Genomic DNA, 21,922 nt, shown 5'->3' with positions numbered 1-21,922 from the left:
CTGCTCGGTCGAAAGACGCTCCCGCAACGGAAATCGACTGTCGCGGCACCGGCCCGGCGCCTACGGTGAACCGATGTCGATGACCGGGACGATCCGAGAATGGCACCGCGACGAGGGCTGGGGTGTCATCACGTCACCGGCGCTGTCCGGCGCCATTCATGTAACCACTTTCGTCGTTCGTGTTCGGGCCGTTCAGAATCTCGACCAGCTGTCCCTGCCCGGCTTGCGTCCGGGGACCGTCGTCGACTTCGACCATGCGATAGCTGTTCCGCCGGAACGCGGATGTCGATATGTGGCGCTGTCGGTCTGGCCGTCCGATGTCGCCCAGCCGGACCGCACTCGCAGCGGCGCGTTCCGAACAGCGCTGTGGCACAGCGTGGGTGTCGCCGGCCCGGACGGTCTCACGACCATCGAAGAGACGGCGCTCACCGGGACACCGGCGCCGCCACCTCCAACCTCCCTCATGCCGAACACCTCTGGAACCGTGCGTTTCTGGAACGACGAGGAGGGCTGGGGCGTTCTCGACTCGGACGCCACCCCGGGCGGGGCATGGGCGTTCTACAGCGAGATCACCGGCACCGGCTTCCGGAACCTGTCGCCGGGACAGAGCGTCGAGTTTCAGTACGAGCACCCCGGTCAGGAGGGTTACGCCTACCGCGCGAACAACATTCGCGTCACGTGAGTCGCTCGGCGGCGTCGTCGTCGACACGATCATCGTCGACGTCCGGTCGTCCACCCGACCCGGTGACCCGCGCGAGGAGGTAGAGCCCGAGCCCGACGACGATCAGGATGCCTGCACGCAACCAGGTCGATGCGCTCTGCTGCGTCACGAGAACGACGCAGGAGATCACCGCGAGTACCGGCAGGATCGTCGGCGCCCGGAAGTGGTCGGTGTCCGTCCGGTCGCGGCGCAGTACCAGAACCGCGACGTTGGTGCTGACGAACACGAACAGCAGCAGGAGCACCACGGTTTCGGCGAGTGCCGCGACCGTGCCCGTCGCCGCGAGGACCATAGCGACGGCGGTGGTGGCCACGATCGCCGTCCAGGGCGTGCGACGACGGGGCAAGACCTTCGCGAGCGCGCCGGGGAGCAATCCGTCACGAGCCATGCCGAAGGTCAGGCGCGACGCCATGATCATCGTGAGCAACGCGCCGTTCGCGACAGCGATCAGCGTTATCAGGGAGAACACCCGGTCAGGTATCCCGACATCAGCGATGGAGACGACCTCCAGCAACGGACCCGACGACTCCACGAGCCGCTCGGGTGGTGCGACCACCGACACCGCCAGACCGACGAGCACGTACACCACGCCGGCGGCGAGGAGCGCGCCGAACAGCGCCTTCGGGTACACCCGGCGCACGTCGCGGACCTCCTCGGCCATGTTCGCCGAGGTCTCGAAACCGACGAACGAGTAGTAGGCGAGCAACGCGGCGCCGAGTACGGCGAGCGCCGGTGTGGTCTCGTCGGTGAATTCCAGCACCCGCCGCGGCTCGCCGTCACCACGACCCAGCACGATGCCGGCCAGCACGACGACGAGGACGAGTCCGGAGACCTCCACGACGGTCATCACCACGTTGGCTCGCAGGGACTCGGTGATCCCGCGGGCGTTCAGTGCCGCGACCGCGACGAGAAACACCAGCGCCGCGACCGTGGTGGGCACATCGAGAAAGACCTGCAGGTAGTCGCCGGCGAAAGCGAGCGCGAGTCCGGCCGCGCTCGTCACACCGGCGGCCAGCATGCAGAATCCGACGAGGAAGGAGACCAGCGGATGGCGGTAGGCGTGTCGCGCGAAGACCGCGGCGCCACCGGCCCGCGGGTACTTGGTGACGAGCTCTGCATACGACGCCGCGGTCAGCATCGCCAGCGCGAGGGCCAGCGCGAGCGGAACCCAGATCGCTCCGCCGACCTCCCCGGCGACCTCGCCCACCAGCGCATATATCCCCGCGCCGAGGACGTCGCCCAGGATGAACAGGAACAACAACTTGCCGGTGATGGCGCGACGCAGCGGGGTGTGGCCACCGTCGGTTCCGGTATCGCCGCTCCCGGTGTCATCGGAGGTGCCGCCGGCCTCGGCGACGTGTTTCTCGGTCATGGCCGGTCCTGTACCCCGTTCGGGCCGGAACAAGACCTCCGCGGCAGATCTCTCCGGGGAGTCGACGCCCACATCGGCACACCAACCGACCGACATCGGATACGGCGGCCCATGCGTACATTTGATGGGATGAACGAGCAGGACCCGCCGATCCTCCGGCGAGGTCGCCCCGGACCGCCGATGCCGTCCGGGCGGCCAGCGGGCCCGCCCCCGCGCCCGGGGCCGCCTCCCGGCCAAGGCCACCGCCCACCTCCCGGCGCCGGTGTTCCGTCCGCTCATCCGCAGGCCATGCCGCGAATCCCCGCGCACGGCCCCGACCCGCGCCGTGCTCCGGGCCCCGGTCCCAGCGGCCGACCACCGCATCCCTCCCCTGCCGACCGGCCGTCCCCGTCGGCGCGGCCCGGTCCCGCCGGGTATGCCCCCACCCAGAAGCCCGAACCGATTCCGGACCATCGGTCCCGCGGCCCCCGTCCGCCGCACGCGGACCGTCGCGTCCGTGACCGGTCCGCAGGCCGGCCACCCGCGCCGCCACGACCGGTCACTCCGCCTCGTCCCCGACGCACCGGCCGCCGCGCGGTCCGCGTCGGCAGGATCCTGCTGATCCTGCTGCTCGTCGTCGTCCTCGGTTCCGTCGGACTGCTGTTCTACTACGACTCGAGACTCGACCGCATCGACGCGCTGCGCGCCTACGCGGGACGCCCGTCGGACACACCCGGCACCAACTGGCTCATCGTCGGCACCGACTCCCGAGCCGATCTCACCGAAGAACAGCGCCGGGCGCTGGCCACGGGTGATGCCGCCGGTTCCCGCACCGACACGATCATGCTCGTCCACAACCCCCCGGGCGGCGGCAAGGCGATCGTGGTGAGCATTCCGCGCGACCTGTACGTGGAGGTTCCGGGTCACGGCAGCCTGAAGCTCAATGCCTCGTTCGGCATCGGCGGTCCGGCACTGCTCGTGCAGACCGTCGAGAACCTCACCGGAATCCACATCGACCACTACGCCGAAATCGGTTTCGGCGGATTCGACACCCTCGTCGACTCGGTCGGCGGCGTCGACATGTGTATCGACCAGCCGCTGAACGATCCGAAAGCGGGCCTGCGCCTTGCGAAGGGCTGCCATCGGCTCGACGGGCGCCAGGCGCTGGGTCTGGTCCGAACGCGCGCCTTCCCGCGAGCCGACCTCGAGCGTGTGGTCAACCAGCGAAAATTCCTCGCGGCACTGGTCTCTCGCGCCACCAGTCCGACGGTGCTGCTCAATCCGTTCCGGCTCTTCGGTTTCGTCGGCGGCGCCATCGACGCACTGACGGTCGATGAGCGAGATCACATCTGGAACCTCGCGTCGCTCATGTTCGCACTTCGCGACCCCATCACGACCACGACACCCGCCGGCGAGAGCACCTTCACCGACGAGGGGCTGGCGCTACCGGTCAACGAGCAGACCGAGGAGTTCTTCGGCCTCCTCCGCGCAGGTCAACCCATCCCCGACGAGCTCCTCGTCGACGCCGGCTGACCGTCGTGGAAAGGGTCCCCAAACGCAGGCGAGACTAGCCTTACTTAGCCTGAACTTGCTGGTGAGAGCCATTTTTCGGCTCTACGATGGGCCGCATGACCGAACACACCAAATTCCACCAACTGCTGCACGACCAGATCAGCAACGAGTTCTACGCCTCCCAGCAGTACATCGCGGTCGCCACCTACTTCGACAACCACGACATGCCGCAGCTCGCGAAGCTCTTCTACCGTCAGGCAGTCGAGGAGCGCAATCACGCGATGATGATCGTGCAGTACTTCCTCGACCGGGACATGGAGATCGAGATCCCCGGCATCCCGGCACCGAACAACCGCTTCGACGACTACCGCGCACCCATCGATCTCGCTCTCGCACAGGAGAAGACGGTCACGCAACAGGTCGTCGACCTCGCCAAGTCGGCCCGCGACACCGGCGACTACCTGGGGGAGCAGTTCGTGCAGTGGTTCCTCAAGGAGCAGGTCGAGGAGGTCGCGACCATGACGACCCTGCAGACCATCGCCGAACGCTGCAACGGGAACCTCTTCGACCTCGAGAACTTCGTCGAGCGAGAGTTCAACGGCGAGAAGACATCCGACGCAACCGCACCCCTCGCGGCCGGCGGGAACATCTGACGCAGAAGAACTTTCGCGCAGAGGTGCGAGCGCAGCGACCGTCCTGCTCCCTGAGGTGCGAGCGCAGCGAGCCTCGAAGGGCTGGTGACCAGAACTCACCAGCCCTTCGAGGCTCGTCGCTTTCGCTCCTCACACCTCAGGGAGCAGAGGGGGCAACGTCGACACTCCTCACACCTCAGAGGACAGAGGGGGCAACGTCAACCCTCCTCGCACCTCAGGGAGCAGAGGGGACGACGTCGACACTCCTCGTAGCTCAGGGAGCGGAGGGGTGTCAGCGCAAGGTGACCTGACGACCGCGGATGCCGTCGCGCGAGCTGCGCTGCTCGATCGTCAGCGGTGAGGTGTCGGCGAGTGCCTCGCCGAGCCACTGGTCGAACTGGTTCAGACCGGCGTACCACTCCTCGTGGTGCATCTCGTTGTCGAGGTCGAAGACCGGTACGAGCAGTCCGTGGGTGCGGAACGACCCGGCGAACCGCGACCCCTCGCCGACCGTCAGCCGTCCGGCGGCGTGCAGCCGTGCCATCGCCGACATCAGGTCGTCCTCCGGCTCGGGCCGAATCCAGCGCAGGTGGGCCCGCTCGCCGGCGTCGACCCACCAGGGTGCACCCGCGCCGCTGTCGACCACGAGCCGCGCGGTCGGCAGCACCGACTCGTTGGCGCGCTCGAACATCGCGGTGATCTCGGCGGGGACATCGGTGCCCTCCACGAACCACCAGCCGAAATCCTGGTGGACCGTGATGTCCAGGGTGGCATCGGGTTTCACGACCTCGTCGAGGGTCGGGGCCTCGTCGGCGGACTCCAGATCGAACTCGCTGCCCGCGTCGGCGTGCGCCGCCCACGCGATGGCGGCGGCCAGTTCGACCGTCAGCGCCGTTCGATCCGGGTCGGTCTGCAGACCGACGAAACCTTCTGTGGCGCCGTCGACGTCGCGCGCGAGGGCGGGCACCGCCCCGGGCAGGATCGTCACGATCGAGACGTCGTTGCGCGAACCGGCCGGTTCGACGAGTTCCAGTCGCGCGGTCGCCGAGGCGACGAAGGTCCGCAGCGCGACGAAGTCGCACTCGGACGCGAACCCGGCGAACGGCCGGGGCGGCGGCGCCAGAGCTGCCGCCTGCCGCGCCTTACGTGCCGCTACGCGCTCCGCACGATTGCTTCCCGGACGTGGTCCACTGCCCCGTTTGCTCTTCTTGCCCATCGGTCCACTCTCTCACGCGGCCCGCGGCGCCCGACACGGTCGTGCACGCCGCAGCTCAGTCGACCGTGACCAGCCAGTCGCGCACCTTCGCCGGATGATTGGTGGCCAGCCACCGCACACCCAGATCGGCGCAGAGCTGGACGTCGACCTGTTCGTCGACCGTCCAGCAGTAGGTGACCCGACCGGCTGCGGCGGCGCGGTCGACGAGATCGGGGTACTGCCGCAGGGTCATCACCGACGGCCCGATGCCCGTCGCTCCGACCGCGGTCGCGGCACCGCCGCCGAGAACCCGGGCGGTGTCGCCGAGCAGGATCGTCGGCAGCATGGGGGCGTGGCGTCGGATACGCCAGACCCCCGCGGAGGAGAACGAGATGACCACGGCTCGGCTGTGATCGGCCGAGGGTGGGGTCGCCACCCCGAACTCGTGCAGCATCTCGAGGAGCTTCTGCTCGACGAGACTGCCGAAACGCACCGGATGCTTGGTCTCGATGAACAGCCGGACGGGACGACGCCAGTCCAGGGTCAGGGTCAGCAACTCGCGCAGCGTCAGGATCGACGCCGGCCCGCCCGACGCGTGCCAGCTGCCGAAGTCGAGTTCGCGCAGCTCGGCGAGCGTCATCTCGCTGACGATGCCCGTGCCGTTCGACGTGCGGTCGACGGTCCGGTCGTGTACGCACACGAGCTCGTGATCGGCGGTCAGCCGGACGTCGCATTCGAGTCCGTCCGCTCCCTGCGCAAGGGCGAGTTCGTACGCGGCCAGGGTGTGCTCCGGGCAGTCACCCGACGCTCCGCGGTGCGCCACCACCGCCGGCTTGCCCGAGCGCGAGACCTTCTCGGCCGCGCCCACATTCACCCCTGAGTTCATCCGACCGCCACCCACCGTCTCGTCGGGACCGGGGCCGCCTCGGCGGCTTCGAACAGTGTCCGCACCCGGCGTGCCATCCAGAAGGCGAAGGCCGCGGAGATCGCCGCGCTGACGATCACCATCGCCAGCGCGTTCGCCCCGGTCTGCAGCGAGTCCGAACGCCACGCGACGAGCCTGGCGACGATCGCCGCCGCGGCCGCCACGTTGACCAGCACCCAGGCGACCCACAGCTTGCGCAGTCGTCGACCCACGAGATCGGCGTCGAGCGAGGGATCCTGGCCGACGCGGTGCGTGGCGACTTCCTGCAACACCAGTGGGGCGCCGATCAGGTTGATCAACGGCAGTCCGGACAGCGCCGCGACCCAGCCGGGGCGGCGCGGGTCCGCAAGACCCGCCGACGCATAGGTGTCGGCGCGCAGTTCCAGGACCCACCGCATGAAAGCCAGCGTGGCGAGCACGAATCCGAGAAATGCCACGACCCCGACGAAGACGGTGAGCCAGTCCGACGCCACGATGAGGAACTCGGGAAGCGGACGGTCGCGGTTGACCACCAGCAGGATGTAGCGGACGAGATGGACCAGCGCCGACGCGGTCAGCGCGGAACCGGTGAGCACCAGCGCGAGTCCCAGCCGGGCCCGGGAACTCTCGAGCTTGCGGTGCGCGGTGTCGGTCTCGGCCGGTTCGTCGTGCAGACCCCAGGTGGGTATGTAGACGTAGCGAGGGATCAGTCGGGGACCGCGGCGGCCCGAGGCGCCGCGGCGGGCGGGTATGGCCTCGGGTGGGCGGCGGGCCACCCATCGCACGTTGCGGCTGCGGTAGAGCCGCCCGGCGGGCGTCGGGGCCGAGCCGGCACGAGGCGGGATCGGGGAGGGGCGCATCGCGACACCGGGGGCCGAGGATCGCGCCGACGACCCCTGGCGGACGGCCATCGCGCGAGCGGCATCGTCGACGACGCTCAACGGTCCACCACAACGTGGACAGTGTTCACGTCCGGGACGATGCGGCGCCTGGATTCGACACCGCGGGCACAGGTCGATCATCGGCCGGCGTCGCCCTCGGATCGCGTATCGCCGAACTCGACGGGCTTGCCGTGCTCCTGCCAGGCGAGCATGCCACCGCGGACGCAGATGCCGTCGTAACCCACCTGGGCGAGGTACTGCAGGACGCGCATCGACCGGCCGCTGGAATGACAGACCACGTAGAGGTCGTGATCGGGGTCCAGCTCGTCGAGGCGCCCCGGGACCTCGGCCAGCGGGATGTGCACGGCGCCCCGGATATGGCCGGACGCCCATTCGTCGTCCTCGCGGACGTCGAGCATGACCGCGTCGGTCCGCCCGGTGAAGTCGTCCGGAAGATCGGTCACCGGAACCTGAGTGATGTCGCCCATGGTCACTTTTCCATGGTGGCACAGAGACGGCCAGGTGCGACGCCAGCTGTCCACCAGGGCGGCCCGCGCGCCGCCGCCACCACCCCTCGGTTCGGCGTCGCACGGTCACTATGTTGACCTACATAAACTTATCCACATGCACGTTCTGGACGTTTGTCCCCAGGTCGCAGACTGACCGTCTAGTTGGGGATGAGACTGTGGAATTGTGGAAAAACGCAGGCCAACGGTTATCTACTTGTGACAGCGGTCACTTGATTGATCGAATGTGCGCGTAGGAAATTCACGTCAGTGCAGCGGTCGAGACGACCTGAAGTTCCACTTCACTGAACAGCCCTGTGGATAACTTGGGGACAATACACAAGTAAAACCGTGTGAAAACCCTCGCCGGCAGGTTTCAGTCCCGGTGCAGGAGCGACATACGCAGCGACGGTGCGCGATCGAACGCCGCCAGAACTCCGGTCGTCACACTCTCCGCGAATCCGGCGACCGACGTCTGGCTTCCCACCAACCGCATCAGGAGCGGCTTGGGGGTCTCCACGACGGTGATCTCGGCATCGGGATACCGCTCGGCCACGACCGAGCGCATCACGCCGATGCCGTCGACGACGCCGAGTTCGGCGGCACGGCTGCCGATCCACACGTCGCCGTTGAAGAGTTCCTCGTCGGACGCGATCAGCTTCTTGCCGCGACGCTGCCTCACCCACGCGATGAACGCCTCGTGCAACTGCCCCTGGAGCCCCTTGAGCCATTCGACGTCCTCGGCCTGCTCGGGCGAGAAGGTGTCGAGCCGGGCCTTGTTCTCACCCGTCGTGTAGAGCCTGCGCTGGACACCGAACCGGTCGAGCACCGCCGAGAAACCGAAACCCGACGACACGACGCCGATCGATCCCACGAGGGAGGTGTGCGCGGCGAAGATCTCGTCGGCGGCACACGCGATCCAGTACCCGCCGGAGGCCGCGACGTCCTCGCAGAATGCGAGCACCGGCACGCCCTTCTCCGCGGAGAGCTGACGGATGCGCTCGGCGATGTACTCCGACTGCGCCGGCGAGCCGCCCGGTGAATTGACGACGACCACGACGGCCCGCAGACGCTCGGTGGCGAAGGCCTTCTTCAGGACCGGCTCGACCGATTCGGTGTTGACGCCGTGCTTGCCCATGCCGGTGATCCCGATCGGGCCGTCGAGACGGACGACCGCGACCTGTTCGGTCCGCGCTTTCGAGAATTTCTTCCCCACCGCTCCCAGCGGTCCGACAGTCATCTGCCCGAGTCTAACGATCCGGGCGGTCGAGCGTCCGTACCCGTTCGCACGCGCCGCGACACTCTGCGGCGTCCGGCGCACCGTACAATCTGCCGGGTGCAGGTGCGGTGGCTCAGCGCATTCCTCGATTTCCCCGCCGGGGTGTTCGGCAGCGAGGTGACCTTCTGGCGCGCGATCTCGGGCAGTACCGTCTCCCCGCCACGGGGTGAGCATCGAGAGTTCGCGTCGCTGGAACCGTTCTACGGCGACCCGCACCTGCGGGTCCAGCGGATCGACGACGGCCCGGGCGGAGTCCATCTCGACATCCACACCGACGACCCGCACACCGCCACCGCGGAGGCCCTCGCACTCGGCGCCACGCTCGTCAACGACGCCGGCACCCACCTCACACTTCGATCGCCCGCTGGGTTCGTGTTCTGCCTCGTCCCGTGGGAAGGCGAGACGAAGCGGTCGCGCCCCATCCGATGGCCCGGTGATGCGATCAGCATCATCGACCAGCTGTGCATCGACATCCCCGCCGACATGTTCGACGCCGAGGTCGGGTTCTGGACCCGATTGACCGGCTGGCCGACCAGATCGCGGAATCGACCCGAACTGATCGCGCTGCGGCGCGACCCGGCGGTGACCCTCGGAATCCTGTTGCAGCGCAGGCAGGATGAGCCGCAGGACGACGGGCCGGCGACCGCCCACCTCGACATCGCCACCAACTCCGTCGCCGACGAGGTCGCCCGGCACGAGGACTGGGGCGCCCGCGTGATCGAGCACTATCCGCACTGGACGACGATGGCGGATCCGGTCGGTCGCCCCTACTGCATCACCTCACGGAACCCGCGCACCGGCGACTGAGTCGCGGACCCGCTTCGGTTCGCAGTCGGCATCCGCAGGTGACCCGGCGTCCCGGTCACCGGGTGCCGGCCGTGAACTCGCGAAGCCGGTCGACCTCGACGTCGACCTCGCCGCGTTCAGCGGCGGTCACCGGACGCAAGAACTCCACGACCGGAATCTCTTCTGCGTCGAGAGACCATGTGCCGGCGAGGAATCCGTCGACGAAGAGGAAACCGGGCGACCGGCCGTTGGCGGTCACCGTGCGCCGGAACATCTCCGGCTCGGCGACCCGGGCCCGGTCGGCCTGAACGCCGATCACGTGATCGAACGGGGCGATGAGCCGGACAGGTGCCGGCGTGTCCGGGTCGGCGAGTGCCAGACCGTCGAGGTCGTAGAGCACCTCACCGTTCGGCCCGGCGAGCCGGACGAGTTCCCAATCGGCTTCCAGCTTTTCGACGAGGGGGCGCAGCCGGGTGAGCCCGGACCAGGTCTGGATGGACTTCACGGTCGCCGGTCCGAACCCGCGCAGATACAGCCGGATCAGGTCGGCCCGGGCATCGTCGTCGACGACGGCCGGCTCGCCGGGCCCGGCCCACTCGGCGAAGATCCGGTAGGTCGGTCCGCCCCGACCCCGCCACAGCCCGCGCGGGGGAACCTGGACCAGCGGCAGGCCGCAGCGGGCGATGGCGGTGAGTGTCGACGGGTTCTCGGCGGGATGGCGGGTGGCCAGTTCTCTCCCGAGTTCGGCGCCGGTGAGTTCCCGGCCGGCGAGGAGCTCCTCGGCGGACGCGAGAACTCCCGCCGGATCGGCATCCACCAGTTTCGGCGCGTGGATGTCGGTCAGCTCGCGTCGCAGCGTCGGATCGGCGAGCGGCCGAATCCAGCGTGCGTCCTCGGCGTCGATGAGGAAGATCGTCGACCGCAGCAACGCCATCCGCACGACCTCACGGTCGGTGAGCAGCTCGTCCAGCTCTAGGGGATCGAAATCCTCGATGCGCGACCACAATCCGAAGAACGCCGCACGCGGGTCCTGTGACTGCAGGCCGACGCAGCGGTCCAGTACCTCGATCGCGTCCTCGGCGACCCGGTCGAGCAGGTGCTGGCGTTGCAGCAGGGTGCGATTCCACTGGCGCAACGAGATCTCTTCGGTCACCGCACGTCTCGTCGAGCATGGAGTCGGACGACTCGGCCGGGCACCGCGGTGTCAGCCCGGGTAGACGACGCCGGTCGCGGCGTGGCAGCGGTACCCGTGGGGATTCTTGGCGAGGTACTGCTGGTGGTGATCCTCGGCGTAGTAGAACCGCCCGTCGCCTGCCTCCGCGAGCGGTTTGATCTCGGTGGCGATCGCGCCCTCGCCGGCGGCATCGAGTGCGGTCTGGAACGTCGCGGCGGTCTTCCGGACGGTGGCCAGGTCCTCGTCGGTCAGGGCGTACACCGCCGACCGGTACTGCGTTCCGATGTCGTTGCCCTGACGCATCTCCTGCGTCGGGTCGTGCGACTCCCAGAAGATCTTCAGCAGGCCCTCGAGATCGGTGACGGCCGGATCGAACACCACCAGCGTGGACTCGGTGTGTCCGGTCCGGGCGGTGCACGTCTCCTCGTAGGTCGGGTTGGGCGTGTACCCGCCCGCGTAGCCGACCGCGGTGGTGTGGACGCCGGGGACCTGCCAGAAGATCTCCTCGATGCCCCAGAAACAGCCACCGGCCAGCACGATCGCGGCAAGACCGTCGTCGAATCCCCCGATGCCGTGCACGTACGTGCCGTCGGACTCGGGCCGGCCACGCATCGGGGTGCCGAGGATCAGGTGCTCGCCGGGGACCGTGATCTCGGAGCTGCGGCCGGGCAGGGCGGCGTCTGCGGCGACGAGATCCTGTTTGCGTGAGCCGGCGGCGAAGAGCTGGTCGAGCCAAGACATGCGCCAAGTCTACGCGCGGGAGAGGCCGCATCAACGAGACGACGAGTTGAGCTGATCGTCCGAGTCTGCCTATGATGGCGATCACATCCGTGACATTGTGATACCGATCACGTCCACGTCATCCCGGTTTCTCGACGGGAGGATGTGCAGCCGATCACGGAACGAAAGGCGACGATGGCGACGCACGCGACCGGAGATCTCCGACGCGCCCCAGGGGTCGGGCGTACCGCTCCGCGCGCCAACTACGACGTGGCGAGGAGTTGCCGCACAAGCGCCCTGACCATCCTCGCGCTCGTAGCGGTCTTCGTTCTGCTCATCCTGATCTGAGCGCAGCAGACTCGACGCGGCCCAGACGCCGCTGCTCCCTTCGCTCGTCGTCACCGATTCGCGTTGAAATCTCAACCGCACTTGATGTTTCTTGGGTCGCGCTTGTTGCAATCACCCATGCTCTGCGGAAGGGTGGAACCATCCGCGTGGCGCCCGGCCGAGTCGTCGGACCCATGCGTGGACAGGGAAAACGAGTAGCACCTCAGAGAGGAACATCGTGGCTGATTACACCTTGCCGGATCTCGATTACGACTACGCGGCACTGGAACCGCACATCTCCGGCAGGATCATGGAGCTCCACCACAGCAAGCACCACGCCACCTACGTCAAGGGCGCCAACGACACCCTGGAGAAGCTGGCCGCGGCCCGCGACGACGACAGCATCGCCGGCAAGGTCTACGGACTGTCCGCCACGCTGTCGTTCCACCTGGGCGGTCACACCAACCACTCCATCTTCTGGAAGAACCTGTCGCCCAACGGCGGCGGCGAGCCCGACGGCGACCTCGCGGCCGCCCTCACCGAGCAGTTCGGTGGCTTCGACAAGTTCAAGGCCCACTTCACCGCCGCGGCCACCACCCTGCAGGGGTCGGGCTGGGCGATCCTGGGCTACGACACCATCGGTGGCAAGCTCGTCATCCTGCAGCTGACCGACCAGAGCGGCAACATCCCCGCCGCCATCATCCCGGTCGTCATGCTCGACATGTGGGAGCACGCCTTCTACCTCGACTACCAGAACGTCAAGCCGGACTACGTCAAGGCGTGGTGGAACGTCGTGAACTGGGCCGACGCCAACGAGCGTCTCGCTCGGGCGAAGAGCCAGGGCAGCGGCCTGGTCGTCCCGGCCTGATCCCCGGTTCGCCGAACATCAACGGCGCCGGTCACCTTCGGGTGACCGGCGCCGTTGTTCGTCTGAACCACCGCAGACCCACTGGCCCGCCCTGCTCCCTGAGGAGCGTCCGGAGCTTGCGGAGGGCGCGTCACGAAGGGTCTCGCAAGGCAACTCACCAGACCCTAATGGGGGTGGATCGGCTTCCTCTTGGAGGGGATGCTGGTCGTGTGAGCCTCCCCGGTCGGTGACCACTGCCAGGCCCTGAAACGGTGGTCGGATTTCTACACGAAGACCGTGGCCCGGCCGGGCGAGGATCACCCGCTAGAACGCTTCTGGGATGTCGTGCCCCCGAAACATGTGGGTGAGCACTGATCCATTAGGCCGCGTCCAGGGTGACTCCCGCAGGTTCACATCGAGATCGTCGAGACGACTGAAGACGAGGTGAACGAGTGTCATGATCTTTATGGGCAACGACTGGGCGTCAGATCATCACGACGTGTGCGTGATGGATGAGCACGGCACCATCCTGGCCACCCGCCGCCTACCCGAAACCGCTGCAGGTGTCACCACAATGCATGAACTGATCGCCCGGTATGCCCAGGATCCCACCGAGGTGGCGGTGGGTATCGAAACCGATCACGGCATGTGGGTCACCGCCCTGGTCGGTGCGGGCTATCTGGTGTTCGCGATCAACCCGTTGTCGGTGTCGCGCTACCGTGACCGCCACCATGTCGGGGGCACCAAATCCGATAAGGCCGATGCCAAAACCCTCGCTGATCTGGTGCGTACCGACCGGCACAACCATCGGCTCGTCGCCGCCGATACTGTCGCTGCCGAGGCGATCACGGTGATGGCCCGCACCCATCAGAACCTGGTGTGGGCGCGCTCGGCACAACAGAATGTGTTGCGCTCCCAACTCGGCGCCTACTATCCGGCCGCGGTCGATGCCTTCGGCGGCGACCTCGCCCACACCGACTGCCTGAGCGTGTTACGACGCGCTCCAACCCCACGACAGGGGGCGGCACTGACGGTCGCGGCAATCCGATCAGCCCTGAAAAAGGGTGGCCGGCAACGCAATACCGACCAACGCGCCCGCGACATCCAGCAGGCTCTACGCGGTGGCGGCCACCTGAGCGCACCGGAGACACTCACCGCAGCCTATGCGGCGACAGTCACCGCGACCGTGGAAATGCTGGCCGCTCTCAACACCCAGATCACTCAACTCGAAACCACTATGGCTCAGTCTTTTAAAGCGCATCCGGACGCCGCGATCTACCTGTCCATGCCCGGAGTCGGTGACATCACCGGCGCCCGGATGCTCGGCGAGTTCGGGGATGACCCCGAACGCTATGCCACCGCCAAGTCTCGCAGAAACTACGCCGGTACCTCACCACGGACCATCGCCTCGGGCAAAGGACACGTCGTGTTGGCCCGCCACATCCGCAACACCCGACTCAACGACGCCGCCCTACGGATGGCGCAAAGCGCCCTGACCGGCAGTCCCGGCGCCCGCGCCTACTACGACAGCCTCCGAGACCAGAAGAAGTCCCACAGCCAAGCATCGCGTGCGGTCGCCAACCGACTCATCGGCATCCTCCACGGCTGCCTCAAACACCGCACCCCCTACAACGAACACACCGCCTGGAACCACCGCACCAACCTCGCCGCTTGACACCTAGCACCCCTGGGATGTCTTCGTGGCTCGTCGCTAGCGCTCCTCGCACCTCAGGGACCAGGGGGTGTGTGATTCTGTCGGATCAGGGAGCGGAGGGGCCGGTACCGATCACAGGATGAGCGTCACCACTATCGCCACGGCGCACGCCAGCACGATGATGCTGAGCGCCAGCACATCTGCGCGCCCGGGACCGGCGTGATGGGCGGTCAGACGGCCGGTGCCGCCGCGGGCGGTGATCGCCTCGGACATCTCGGCGCTGCGTCGGAGAGCCGAGGACATCGCCGCCGTGATCAGGTCCATGATCCCCATCTCCGCCGACGGATGATCGCTGCGTCCCCTGGTGGTGGGACGCAGCCGATGCGCGGCGCGCAACATGCGCAACTCCTCGATCAGCAGCGGAAGACCCCTGAGGCACAACGCGATCGCCACCGCCCACTCGTCGACGGGCAGCCGGAGCCACCGCAGCGGGCGCATCAGCCGCGCCAGGGCGGGCGCCACGTCTGCCATCGGGGTGGTCCAGATGACGAGGATCGAACTGGCGACGAGGACGAGGGCAAGCGTGATCGCACGCAGGAACACCAGGGCACCGGGAATGCCGGCGAACGACACATTGAACGCGACGCCGATCCCGATCAGTCCCCAGAACCACCACGGCGGACGCGGTATGGCGCCCAACGGGATTCCCGCCACGAGCGCGGTGATCACGACCATCGCGGCAACCATCCCGAGCGCCGGCCACGACGGCAGCACCCACGTCATGATCCCGAGGATCAGCACGATCACGAGCTTGGTCCCCGCCCACAGCCGGTGCACGAACGAGTTGCCCGGCACCTGCCGCAGGGGGACGGTACGCATCGTCATCGGATTCCTCCGTCCCAGCCGGTCGCCTGGTCGATCATGTGCTGCGAATCGGGTAGCAGCCGGCCGTCGACGAGCCGGACCCGTCGCGTACACACCGACTCCAGGGATTCGAAGTCGTGGGAGATGATCACGATCGTCATGCCCTCGGCCCGCAATCGGGCCAGCAGGGCGACGATCTCCTCGCGGGCCGGCGGATCGAGACCGGCCAGCGGCTCGTCGAGGACGAGGAGATCGGGGTGACGCGCGATGAGGCCCGCGAGCACGACACGTCGCATCTGCCCGCCCGACAGCGCGTCGACCTTGGTGATCGCCATCTGACGTGGCAGCCCCACGAGTTCGAGCACGCGGGCGACCTCGGCGGTGCCCACCTTCTCGCCGCCGGCCGCCATGATCTCGTCGGCGACGGTGACCTTCTGCAGCTGCAGCCGTGCGTGCTGGAAACCTAGCCCGACCGCGCCGACACGCTCGGTCATCGGCGTGCCTGCGTCGAAACCTGTTCCGGGATTGATCTTTTCGTGGGTATCCAGCAGACGGCACGTTCCGGTCCCCGGTGGGAGCAGTCCGGCCATGATCCACGCGAGGGTCGTCTTGCCCGACCCGTTGCCGCCGACGATCAGCAACCCCTCGCCGCGGTAGACGGTCAGCGAGATGTCCTGCAGCGCGACGACCTCCCACGGCGAGCCCGGCAGATGGGCGTACCCCACCTGGTCGAGAACGAGTAGCGGCCCACCGATCCGCGAGGTCGGCGCGGGCGGCAGCGACGGGCGCATCGCCTGCGCCGGCGCAGCCAGGTCGGCGTCGGGACTCGGCATCCAGTCCGGCGCGTGCGGCACCAGGCGCCCGGAGTCCAGATGGATCACCCGATCGGCCGCCGCGGCCTCGCTGCCGCGATGGGTGACCAGGACGACGGCGATCCCACGGCGCGCCGGCAGACCGGCGAGCAACGCCAGCAGTTGTCCGCGACCCTCCGGGTCGACCATCGAGGTCACCTCGTCGGCGATGAGGAGTTGCGGGTCCCGCGCGAGCGCGCCGGCGATCGCCAGCCGCTGCTGCTGGCCGCCGGACAGGTCTGTGGTCTCCCGGTCACCGAGGCCGGCGAGTCCGACCTCGGCGAGCAGCGCCTCGACATCGACGTCGACGCCGGGCGGCAGACCCCACACGACGTCGTCGGCGACGCGAGAACCCAGCATCTGGATCTCGGGACGCTGCAGGACGAGAGCGGTCCCGCCCTGCGCACCCAGACCCGGCAGGCCCGGCCGGTGGACCGTACCCGTCGTCGCGGGCCGGCCGGCGATGATCTTGGCCAGCGTCGACTTCCCGGACCCATTGGCGCCGACGACGGCGACGAACTCACCGGGATCGATCCGCAGGTCGATACCGTGCAGCACCGGGCGGGCCTCGGGCGAGTACGCGAATCCGACGTGGTCGAAGACCACGGGGAGCGGCGCGATGCCCGAATCGTGGGGCGCACCGGCGGACGCGGCCGGAGCAGACCCCGACGGGACGGCGTCGAGAGTGTCCTCACTCGGCACATCTCGCAACCGCCCGATGACGGAACCGAGAATCCACCACGCGACGACGAGCGAGATCGCGGTGCCCACGGTCCCCGACACCCAGACCCACACCCACCAGTGGTCGGCGATGCTCCGGCTCATGGTGTCGAGCCCGTCGGCGACGCCCCCGGTCGGTCCCCATCCGTGCAGCCACTTCGCGACACCGTGGATGGAGTTGGTCATGGCCTCGATCGTCAACTCGCGCAGGGGCACCAGCACGAGCAGGATCAGCACGGAGATCCCGCCGAGCAACGGCGACGCCACGAGTGTCGCGACACCCAGGACGCCGATACCCCGGCCCCGGCGCTTGATGTCTCCGACGAGCCCTCCGACCAGCGCGGAACCCAGGACGGTCGCCATCGCGCCGGTCCCCGCCATCGCGAACGCGACCGCGGTGGTGGCCACGGTGGCGGTGACGAGGGCCCGCGGCCGGGTGCGCGCCGCGATGAGTGCGAGCGGCACCGGGGCGAGCAGTCCGGCCGCCTGGGCCAGCGGGATGACCGACGCGATGACAACCGCCGCGACGGTCAGTCCGCCGAAGATCGCGACGGACGCGAACTCCATCGGACGCAGCGGGGGCGAGTTCTTCACCGGTCCAGTGTGCCTGGTGTCGTCGTCCCGACCGGCGGGGACAGCGCCCCCGAGCCGGGGCTGTCGGTCGTTCGCATGTTAAAGATCCATCACAACACGGTGATTCGAGTTGTCGGCGTCTCGCTGCGGGCGGATGGTCTTTTCACCCGGGTCGGCCATCGGTCCCCAGTCCGTGGATCATCGGCGAGGTCTCGCCCGGGCCGGAGGAGGACATGATGCAGTCGATTCCGATCGGTCTCACCCCGTTCCAGCAGGAGGGCACCCTGAACGGGATTCTCATCTCCGGCCGCTGGCCGGAGTCGACGCTCGAGTGGACGCAGACACTCGTGGCCTCGGTCCGCATCGCCTGCCGGCCGGGTTTCCTGTCGACGACGACGATCTTCGGCGTGGTCGAGCAGCGTCCCGAACAGGGTGAGGCGGACGCCGTCGGCATGATGGTCGCGATCGGCAACGTCGTCGACGACAGCTTCGTCGAGGCGGGCCGGTTCCTGAACAATCCGCCGGCTCTGGTCATGCTGCATCCGCCATCGCAGACGCGCCCGTCGCTGCCCGAGTGCTCACAGGTCGCCTCCGGGTGCGTGCTGCTGCCCGGTCTCCCCGAACTCGGGCTCGAGCACCGGGCGGGCTGGGCCGAGGCGGAAGCCGACGGGACCGTGGTGAACCTCCGCAATCAGGTGGGGATCGACCCCAACGCCGACCCCGACACCGCGGTGCTCGCGATGCTTCTCGCAGCGTAGGGCGCCGAGGCTCCCCGAAGGCGTTTCGACGGGCCGCCAGAGCGTTCGATCACGGGCACCCGAACATTTGATTTTGATGCCCCTACCTGCGGAAATACGGGCATTCGACGAGTTGCACCGGCGAGTTCGGGCTGACTAACCTGGCGTCCGTGATTGCTGCCCTGCTCCTGAGCTTCGGCGTGATCTTCGTCGCCGAACTCGGGGACAAGTCACAGCTGATGGCGATGACCTATGCCCTGCGCTACCGCTGGTGGGTCGTCCTCCTCGCGATCACCGTGGCCACCACCGCGGTGCACGCGGTCTCGGTCTTCTTCGGCCATTTCCTCGGACTGTCCATCCCCACCGCACTCCTGACGATCCTCGCCGGACTCGCCATGCTGATCTTCGGCCTGTGGACCCTGCGGGGCGACCGGCTCGACGACGAGGAGTCCAACCGGGCGACCCGCGTCGGCGCCTCGGTGTTCTTCGCGGTCATGTCGGCGTTCTTCCTCGCCGAACTCGGCGACAAGACCATGCTCGCGACCATCACACTCGCCACCGACAACGACTGGCTGGGGGTCTGGATCGGGTCCACGCTCGGCATGGTCGCCGCCGACGCCCTCGCCATCGGGGTGGGCGTCCTGCTGGGTCGCCACCTCCCCGAGCGCGTCATCGCCATCGGAGCGGCCGTACTGTTCTTCGCCTTCGCGACATGGCTGATCGCGGACGGGCTGATCGGTGCGTCGGTACCCGTGATCGCCGGCACCCTCAGCGCTGTCGTGGTCATCACCGGAGTGGGGCGTGGTGTTGATCCGCCGCGAGAACCGCCTCCGCGTCCAGGAACGCGCCCGAGCGCTCGTTCGGTAGAACCGAGGGCTGATCGAGGGTCCTTCACGACACCTGACTATCGTGAAACTGCAGCATGAGCCGGAGCGGCGTCGCCGACGACGGTGACGCGGCCGGCAGGAGAACGGGTCGGGTACCGCGAAAGGATCACTCACAAATGGACGTTTCAGGCGCTTCCGTACTGGTCACCGGCGGGGCTTCGGGCCTCGGCGCCGCCACCGCACGGCGTTTCGCCGCAGCCGGCGCCCAGGTCTTCGGTCTCGACCTGCAGGCCTCTATCGACAAGGCCGCGCCCACCGACGGTGTCACGCTGATCGCCGCCGACGTCACCGACGAGGCTCAGGTCCAGGCCGCGATCGACACCATCGCCGAATCCGGGGCGCCGTTGCGCGTCGCGGTGAACTGTGCGGGCGTCGGCTGGGCCGCACGGATTCTCGGCAAGAACGGCCCCCACGAACTCGGCCTCTTCCGCAAGGTCATCGACATCAACCTGATCGGCACCTTCAACGTCATGCGGCTGGCCGCCAACCGCATGCAGGAGGAATCCACCATCGATGGCGACGGCCAGCGCGGCGTCATCATCAACACCGCATCGGTGGCGGCGTTCGAGGGTCAGATCGGCCAGATCGCCTACGCGGCGTCGAAGGGCGGCGTGCATGCGATGACCATCTCGGCAGCACGCGACCTCGCGCGCATCGGTGTGCGCGTCTGCACCATCGCCCCCGGGACCATCAGCACCCCCATGCTGGCGGGCGTGACCCCCGAGTTCCAGAAGACCCTGGCCGAGGCCATCCCATTCCCGCAGCGTCTCGGGGAGCCCGACGAGTACGCACAGCTCGCCGAGTTCATCGTCACGCACAACTACCTCAACGGCGAGACCATCCGCATGGACGGTGCCATCCGCATGGCCCCGAGGTGACCTGGCGACCCCGTCGCGCAGGAGCCGGCCGGCCGATCACCGGTCGGCCGGTTCCTCGACATCCCGCTGCGCCACCACTGCGCGGGCCAGCCTGACCAGTGGAGCGGCGTCGGCCTCGAGTCCGTCGCCCTCTGCCGGGGCCAGGTCTCGGACGGCGCCGCCGGTGCCGTCCCGCGGATCGTGCTCGGCGACGGCAGCGCGCAACAGCCGCGCCTGCACCTCCGGTTCGGCATAGGAGAACACCGCCGGAATCCGAGGACTCAACTGGGTCAACGCGTCCCGGGTCTCGACGACGCGCCGATGCAGACGTGTGGTCGGCGCCAGTCGCCCGGCGTCGGGTAGCACCACTTCCGGGACCGCGTCGGTCACCAGTCGCCACAGGGGCAGCAGTTCGGTGTCGAGCCGTCGACGGCGCCGGTTGGCGGCGACCGTCTGTATCCGCGCGTAGACCATCGGGTAGCTGATCCCCATCAGGAACGCGACGACACCGACGACGGCGACGACCCGGTTCGTCGTCAGAAGCCACGGGGACCGAACGACATTCGTCGCGGACACGACCACGAACACGACCTGGCACACGGCGCCGATCGCAAGACACGTCAGGCCGGTCATCAAAAGACCAAGAGACACACGGAGATAGCCGTCCGCCGTGACGTAGAACTTGCGGACACTGTTGACGCACGCGATGAAACCGTAGGTCAGGTAGCCGCTGGCGATCAGCATGAAGAGCGCGAAACCCCAGTTCTGAACGGTCCATTCGTCGATCGTCGCGGTGCGGATCTCCACCGGGATGACCAGCATGGTCACCTGCAGACCGACGAGGGCCATCACGAGCGGCAACGCCTCCCACCCGGCCCGACGTTCGCGCGTGACCTGTCCGGGGAAGAAGAACACCACCACGAGCGCCGCGACCCCGATCGCGAGGAGTGCGTAGAACGCCACCCTGGACAGGCCGGCGAACCCGACCTCGTTCAGCACGTCGGCAACCGAGTCGTCGACGACGACGAACGCAAGGGTCAGCGCCGCGACGGCAACCATCATCGCCAACGGCTGCAGCCCCCACCCGGCGCGCCGGATCTGATCGAGACGCCAGCAGAACGCGAAGGCGAAGACGACCGCGGCGACCGCATTGACCGCGCCGATCCCGACGTCCACACCCGACGCCAGATCGACCGACGACGTCTGGACCTCGGATGCAGGGACGCCCCACGACACCGGATGGACCGTCGGGCCCCCGCCCGCGACAGTGATCACGCCCAACAGGGACTCACATTCTCACCGCGGTCGCAACCGGCCGGCATGTCACAACCATCCCCGGTGGCCGCCGAGCAGGCGCTGCAGGCCGCGCAGTTCGTCGTGCGCGGCGGTGCTCCCGACGCCGGTGCTGGCGTCCTCGGCCCAGCCGAGGATCAACGACGCCAGCATCTCGGCTTCCCACTCCGCGTCGTCGGAATAGCACGTGCGCCGTAGCGCGGCCGAGGACTCGTCCTGGCTCAGAGCGGCGATGCCCTGGGCCGAGGCCTCCCCCAGGACCTGGTGGCCGGCGACCAGATGTCCGAACTCGTGGATGACGATCTGGTCGCGGTGCAGCCGGGACGTCTCGGCCTGGTGGAAGAAGTAGTCCGCGTCGGAGGCAGCCAACCAGATGCCGTTGGGCACACCGGCGGGCAAGGGATGCGCGATCAGCCGGATCGGCCGGCCGCGACGCTCGCCGTATCGGTCGCACAGTTGAGTGACGTCGAGGGGCAGATCGAGATCCAGCCCCTTCAACGTGGTGCGGCACAATGCACGCAATGCGCGCTCTGATCGACGCATGGCCTCATCGAAGCACGAGCGCCGTCGGCGCCGCGACCCACCCACGGCGATCGACCTCTCGGGCCCGTCCGGGCCGACACCCCTCGGTCCGGACTGATCAGGCTCCGC

At 68.2% G+C, this 21,922-nt stretch carries 22 protein-coding genes; 10 read left to right on the top strand and 12 right to left on the bottom strand.

The annotated features are described in order from the left end of the window. The first annotated feature begins 73 nt into the window (after positions 1–73). Complete coding sequence (locus AC3B5T_RS07880) at positions 74–682, top strand: cold-shock protein (protein WP_488358495.1); 609 nt, start codon at positions 74–76, stop codon at positions 680–682. Here AC3B5T_RS07880 and AC3B5T_RS07875 read toward each other — a convergent pair. Next, the gene (locus AC3B5T_RS07875; RefSeq protein WP_488358494.1) at positions 675–2,093 is read right to left on the bottom strand and encodes an APC family permease; all 1,419 of its coding nucleotides are present in this window, start codon (positions 2,091–2,093) and stop codon (positions 675–677) included. The two genes, AC3B5T_RS07880 and AC3B5T_RS07875, sit on opposite strands and share 8 nt — an antisense overlap. Before the next feature lie 288 nt (positions 2,094–2,381). Here AC3B5T_RS07875 and AC3B5T_RS07870 point away from each other — a divergent pair, with 288 nt between their 5' ends. Both AC3B5T_RS07870 and AC3B5T_RS07865 read left to right on the top strand, forming a co-directional pair. Then, complete coding sequence (locus AC3B5T_RS07870) at positions 2,382–3,605, top strand: LCP family protein (RefSeq protein WP_231632827.1); 1,224 nt, start codon at positions 2,382–2,384, stop codon at positions 3,603–3,605. Between the two features lie 95 nt (positions 3,606–3,700). Beyond that, complete coding sequence (locus tag AC3B5T_RS07865) at positions 3,701–4,237, top strand: ferritin (protein ID WP_010843972.1); 537 nt, start codon at positions 3,701–3,703, stop codon at positions 4,235–4,237. 271 nt (positions 4,238–4,508) lie between these two features. Here AC3B5T_RS07865 and AC3B5T_RS07860 read toward each other — a convergent pair whose 3' ends face one another. The 5 genes from AC3B5T_RS07860 to AC3B5T_RS07840 form a co-directional block, all read right to left on the bottom strand. Beyond that, the gene (locus tag AC3B5T_RS07860; RefSeq protein WP_010843973.1) at positions 4,509–5,432 is read right to left on the bottom strand and encodes a DUF5926 family protein; all 924 of its coding nucleotides are present in this window, start codon (positions 5,430–5,432) and stop codon (positions 4,509–4,511) included. A 55-nt stretch (positions 5,433–5,487) separates the two neighbouring features. Continuing rightward, on the bottom strand, positions 5,488–6,297 hold the full coding sequence (locus AC3B5T_RS07855) for a glycerophosphodiester phosphodiesterase family protein (protein WP_014924915.1): 810 nt from the start codon (positions 6,295–6,297) through the stop codon (positions 5,488–5,490). After that, positions 6,294–7,256, bottom strand: a complete 963-nt coding sequence (locus AC3B5T_RS07850; RefSeq protein ID WP_010843975.1) for a DUF4328 domain-containing protein — start codon at positions 7,254–7,256, stop codon at positions 6,294–6,296. The genes AC3B5T_RS07855 and AC3B5T_RS07850 overlap by 4 nt, the downstream gene beginning before the upstream one ends. Before the next feature lie 77 nt (positions 7,257–7,333). Further along, positions 7,334–7,684, bottom strand: coding sequence for a rhodanese-like domain-containing protein (locus AC3B5T_RS07845; protein WP_010843976.1), 351 nt, complete (start codon positions 7,682–7,684; stop codon positions 7,334–7,336). Between the two features lie 394 nt (positions 7,685–8,078). Continuing rightward, the gene (locus tag AC3B5T_RS07840) at positions 8,079–8,942 is read right to left on the bottom strand and encodes a S49 family peptidase (RefSeq protein WP_010843977.1); all 864 of its coding nucleotides are present in this window, start codon (positions 8,940–8,942) and stop codon (positions 8,079–8,081) included. A gap of 96 nt (positions 8,943–9,038) precedes the next feature. Between AC3B5T_RS07840 and AC3B5T_RS07835 the strand changes: the two genes are divergently transcribed. Continuing rightward, positions 9,039–9,788: a VOC family protein gene (locus AC3B5T_RS07835; RefSeq protein ID WP_010843978.1), complete on the top strand. Its 750-nt coding sequence runs from the start codon at positions 9,039–9,041 to the stop codon at positions 9,786–9,788. Between the two features lie 55 nt (positions 9,789–9,843). Here the strand turns inward: AC3B5T_RS07835 and AC3B5T_RS07830 are convergent, their stop codons facing one another. Both AC3B5T_RS07830 and msrA read right to left on the bottom strand, forming a co-directional pair. Then, the gene (locus AC3B5T_RS07830; RefSeq protein ID WP_010843979.1) at positions 9,844–10,920 is read right to left on the bottom strand and encodes a winged helix DNA-binding domain-containing protein; all 1,077 of its coding nucleotides are present in this window, start codon (positions 10,918–10,920) and stop codon (positions 9,844–9,846) included. Between the two features lie 51 nt (positions 10,921–10,971). Continuing rightward, positions 10,972–11,682 carry a peptide-methionine (S)-S-oxide reductase MsrA gene (msrA, locus tag AC3B5T_RS07825; protein ID WP_010843980.1) on the bottom strand — a complete coding sequence of 237 codons (711 nt, stop codon included), beginning with the start codon at positions 11,680–11,682 and terminating at the stop codon, positions 10,972–10,974. 174 nt (positions 11,683–11,856) lie between these two features. On the opposite strand from msrA, the gene AC3B5T_RS07820 reads away from it, so the two are divergent. From AC3B5T_RS07820 to AC3B5T_RS07810, 3 genes are all read left to right on the top strand, one after another. Further along, positions 11,857–12,009 (top strand): hypothetical protein, encoded by a 153-nt coding sequence (locus tag AC3B5T_RS07820; RefSeq protein WP_197282835.1) that lies wholly within the window; start codon positions 11,857–11,859, stop codon positions 12,007–12,009. Between the two features lie 217 nt (positions 12,010–12,226). Then, entirely contained in the window at positions 12,227–12,856 is a 630-nt protein-coding gene (locus AC3B5T_RS07815; protein WP_010843982.1) for a superoxide dismutase, read from the top strand. Positions 12,857–13,292: 436 nt separating this feature from the next. Continuing rightward, entirely contained in the window at positions 13,293–14,510 is a 1,218-nt protein-coding gene (locus tag AC3B5T_RS07810; RefSeq protein WP_035718379.1) for an IS110 family RNA-guided transposase, read from the top strand. Between the two features lie 111 nt (positions 14,511–14,621). Here the strand turns inward: AC3B5T_RS07810 and AC3B5T_RS07805 are convergent, their stop codons facing one another. Together AC3B5T_RS07805 and AC3B5T_RS07800 are read right to left on the bottom strand one after the other, a co-directional pair. Next, positions 14,622–15,374, bottom strand: a complete 753-nt coding sequence (locus AC3B5T_RS07805; protein WP_010843983.1) for an energy-coupling factor transporter transmembrane component T family protein — start codon at positions 15,372–15,374, stop codon at positions 14,622–14,624. After that, positions 15,371–17,518 (bottom strand): ABC transporter ATP-binding protein, encoded by a 2,148-nt coding sequence (locus tag AC3B5T_RS07800; RefSeq protein WP_010843984.1) that lies wholly within the window; start codon positions 17,516–17,518, stop codon positions 15,371–15,373. The genes AC3B5T_RS07805 and AC3B5T_RS07800 overlap by 4 nt, the downstream gene beginning before the upstream one ends. 215 nt (positions 17,519–17,733) lie before the next feature. Here AC3B5T_RS07800 and AC3B5T_RS07795 point away from each other — a divergent pair, with 215 nt between their 5' ends. The 3 genes from AC3B5T_RS07795 to AC3B5T_RS07785 all read left to right on the top strand — a co-directional run bounded on the left by AC3B5T_RS07795 (position 17,734) and on the right by AC3B5T_RS07785 (position 19,999). Continuing rightward, positions 17,734–18,255, top strand: a complete 522-nt coding sequence (locus tag AC3B5T_RS07795) for a hypothetical protein (protein ID WP_014924907.1) — start codon at positions 17,734–17,736, stop codon at positions 18,253–18,255. A 149-nt stretch (positions 18,256–18,404) separates the two neighbouring features. Beyond that, positions 18,405–19,160, top strand: a complete 756-nt coding sequence (locus AC3B5T_RS07790; protein WP_156354348.1) for a TMEM165/GDT1 family protein — start codon at positions 18,405–18,407, stop codon at positions 19,158–19,160. Between the two features lie 77 nt (positions 19,161–19,237). After that, the gene (locus tag AC3B5T_RS07785; protein WP_010843987.1) at positions 19,238–19,999 is read left to right on the top strand and encodes an SDR family NAD(P)-dependent oxidoreductase; all 762 of its coding nucleotides are present in this window, start codon (positions 19,238–19,240) and stop codon (positions 19,997–19,999) included. A 36-nt stretch (positions 20,000–20,035) separates the two neighbouring features. Here the strand turns inward: AC3B5T_RS07785 and AC3B5T_RS07780 are convergent, their stop codons facing one another. Together AC3B5T_RS07780 and AC3B5T_RS07775 are read right to left on the bottom strand one after the other, a co-directional pair. Continuing rightward, a complete protein-coding gene (locus AC3B5T_RS07780) occupies positions 20,036–21,214 on the bottom strand; it encodes an MAB_1171c family putative transporter (RefSeq protein WP_035717976.1) in 1,179 nt (392 codons plus the stop codon). Positions 21,215–21,301: 87 nt separating this feature from the next. Then, positions 21,302–21,814, bottom strand: coding sequence for a hypothetical protein (locus AC3B5T_RS07775; RefSeq protein WP_035717958.1), 513 nt, complete (start codon positions 21,812–21,814; stop codon positions 21,302–21,304). Between the last annotated feature and the right edge of the window lie 108 nt (positions 21,815–21,922).

This window comes from Gordonia sp. G4 (assembly GCF_057770005.1).
This window is presented reverse-complemented; position numbering and strand designations above follow the sequence as displayed.

Coding starts and splice junctions, on each gene's coding strand:
- AC3B5T_RS07870 (WP_231632827.1), top strand. CDS start 2,382: ATGCCGCGAATCCCCGCGCACGGCCCCGACCCGCGCCGTGCTCCGGGC.
- AC3B5T_RS07805 (WP_010843983.1), bottom strand. CDS start 15,374: ATGACGATGCGTACCGTCCCCCTGCGGCAGGTGCCGGGCAACTCGTTC.
- AC3B5T_RS07880 (WP_488358495.1), top strand. CDS start 74: ATGTCGATGACCGGGACGATCCGAGAATGGCACCGCGACGAGGGCTGG.
- AC3B5T_RS07865 (WP_010843972.1), top strand. CDS start 3,701: ATGACCGAACACACCAAATTCCACCAACTGCTGCACGACCAGATCAGC.
- AC3B5T_RS07845 (WP_010843976.1), bottom strand. CDS start 7,684: ATGGGCGACATCACTCAGGTTCCGGTGACCGATCTTCCGGACGACTTC.
- AC3B5T_RS07795 (WP_014924907.1), top strand. CDS start 17,734: ATGCAGTCGATTCCGATCGGTCTCACCCCGTTCCAGCAGGAGGGCACC.
- AC3B5T_RS07855 (WP_014924915.1), bottom strand. CDS start 6,297: ATGAACTCAGGGGTGAATGTGGGCGCGGCCGAGAAGGTCTCGCGCTCG.
- AC3B5T_RS07875 (WP_488358494.1), bottom strand. CDS start 2,093: ATGACCGAGAAACACGTCGCCGAGGCCGGCGGCACCTCCGATGACACC.
- AC3B5T_RS07785 (WP_010843987.1), top strand. CDS start 19,238: ATGGACGTTTCAGGCGCTTCCGTACTGGTCACCGGCGGGGCTTCGGGC.
- AC3B5T_RS07860 (WP_010843973.1), bottom strand. CDS start 5,432: ATGGGCAAGAAGAGCAAACGGGGCAGTGGACCACGTCCGGGAAGCAAT.
- AC3B5T_RS07775 (WP_035717958.1), bottom strand. CDS start 21,814: ATGCGTCGATCAGAGCGCGCATTGCGTGCATTGTGCCGCACCACGTTG.
- AC3B5T_RS07840 (WP_010843977.1), bottom strand. CDS start 8,942: ATGACTGTCGGACCGCTGGGAGCGGTGGGGAAGAAATTCTCGAAAGCG.
- AC3B5T_RS07820 (WP_197282835.1), top strand. CDS start 11,857: ATGGCGACGCACGCGACCGGAGATCTCCGACGCGCCCCAGGGGTCGGG.
- msrA (WP_010843980.1), bottom strand. CDS start 11,682: ATGTCTTGGCTCGACCAGCTCTTCGCCGCCGGCTCACGCAAACAGGAT.
- AC3B5T_RS07810 (WP_035718379.1), top strand. CDS start 13,293: ATGATCTTTATGGGCAACGACTGGGCGTCAGATCATCACGACGTGTGC.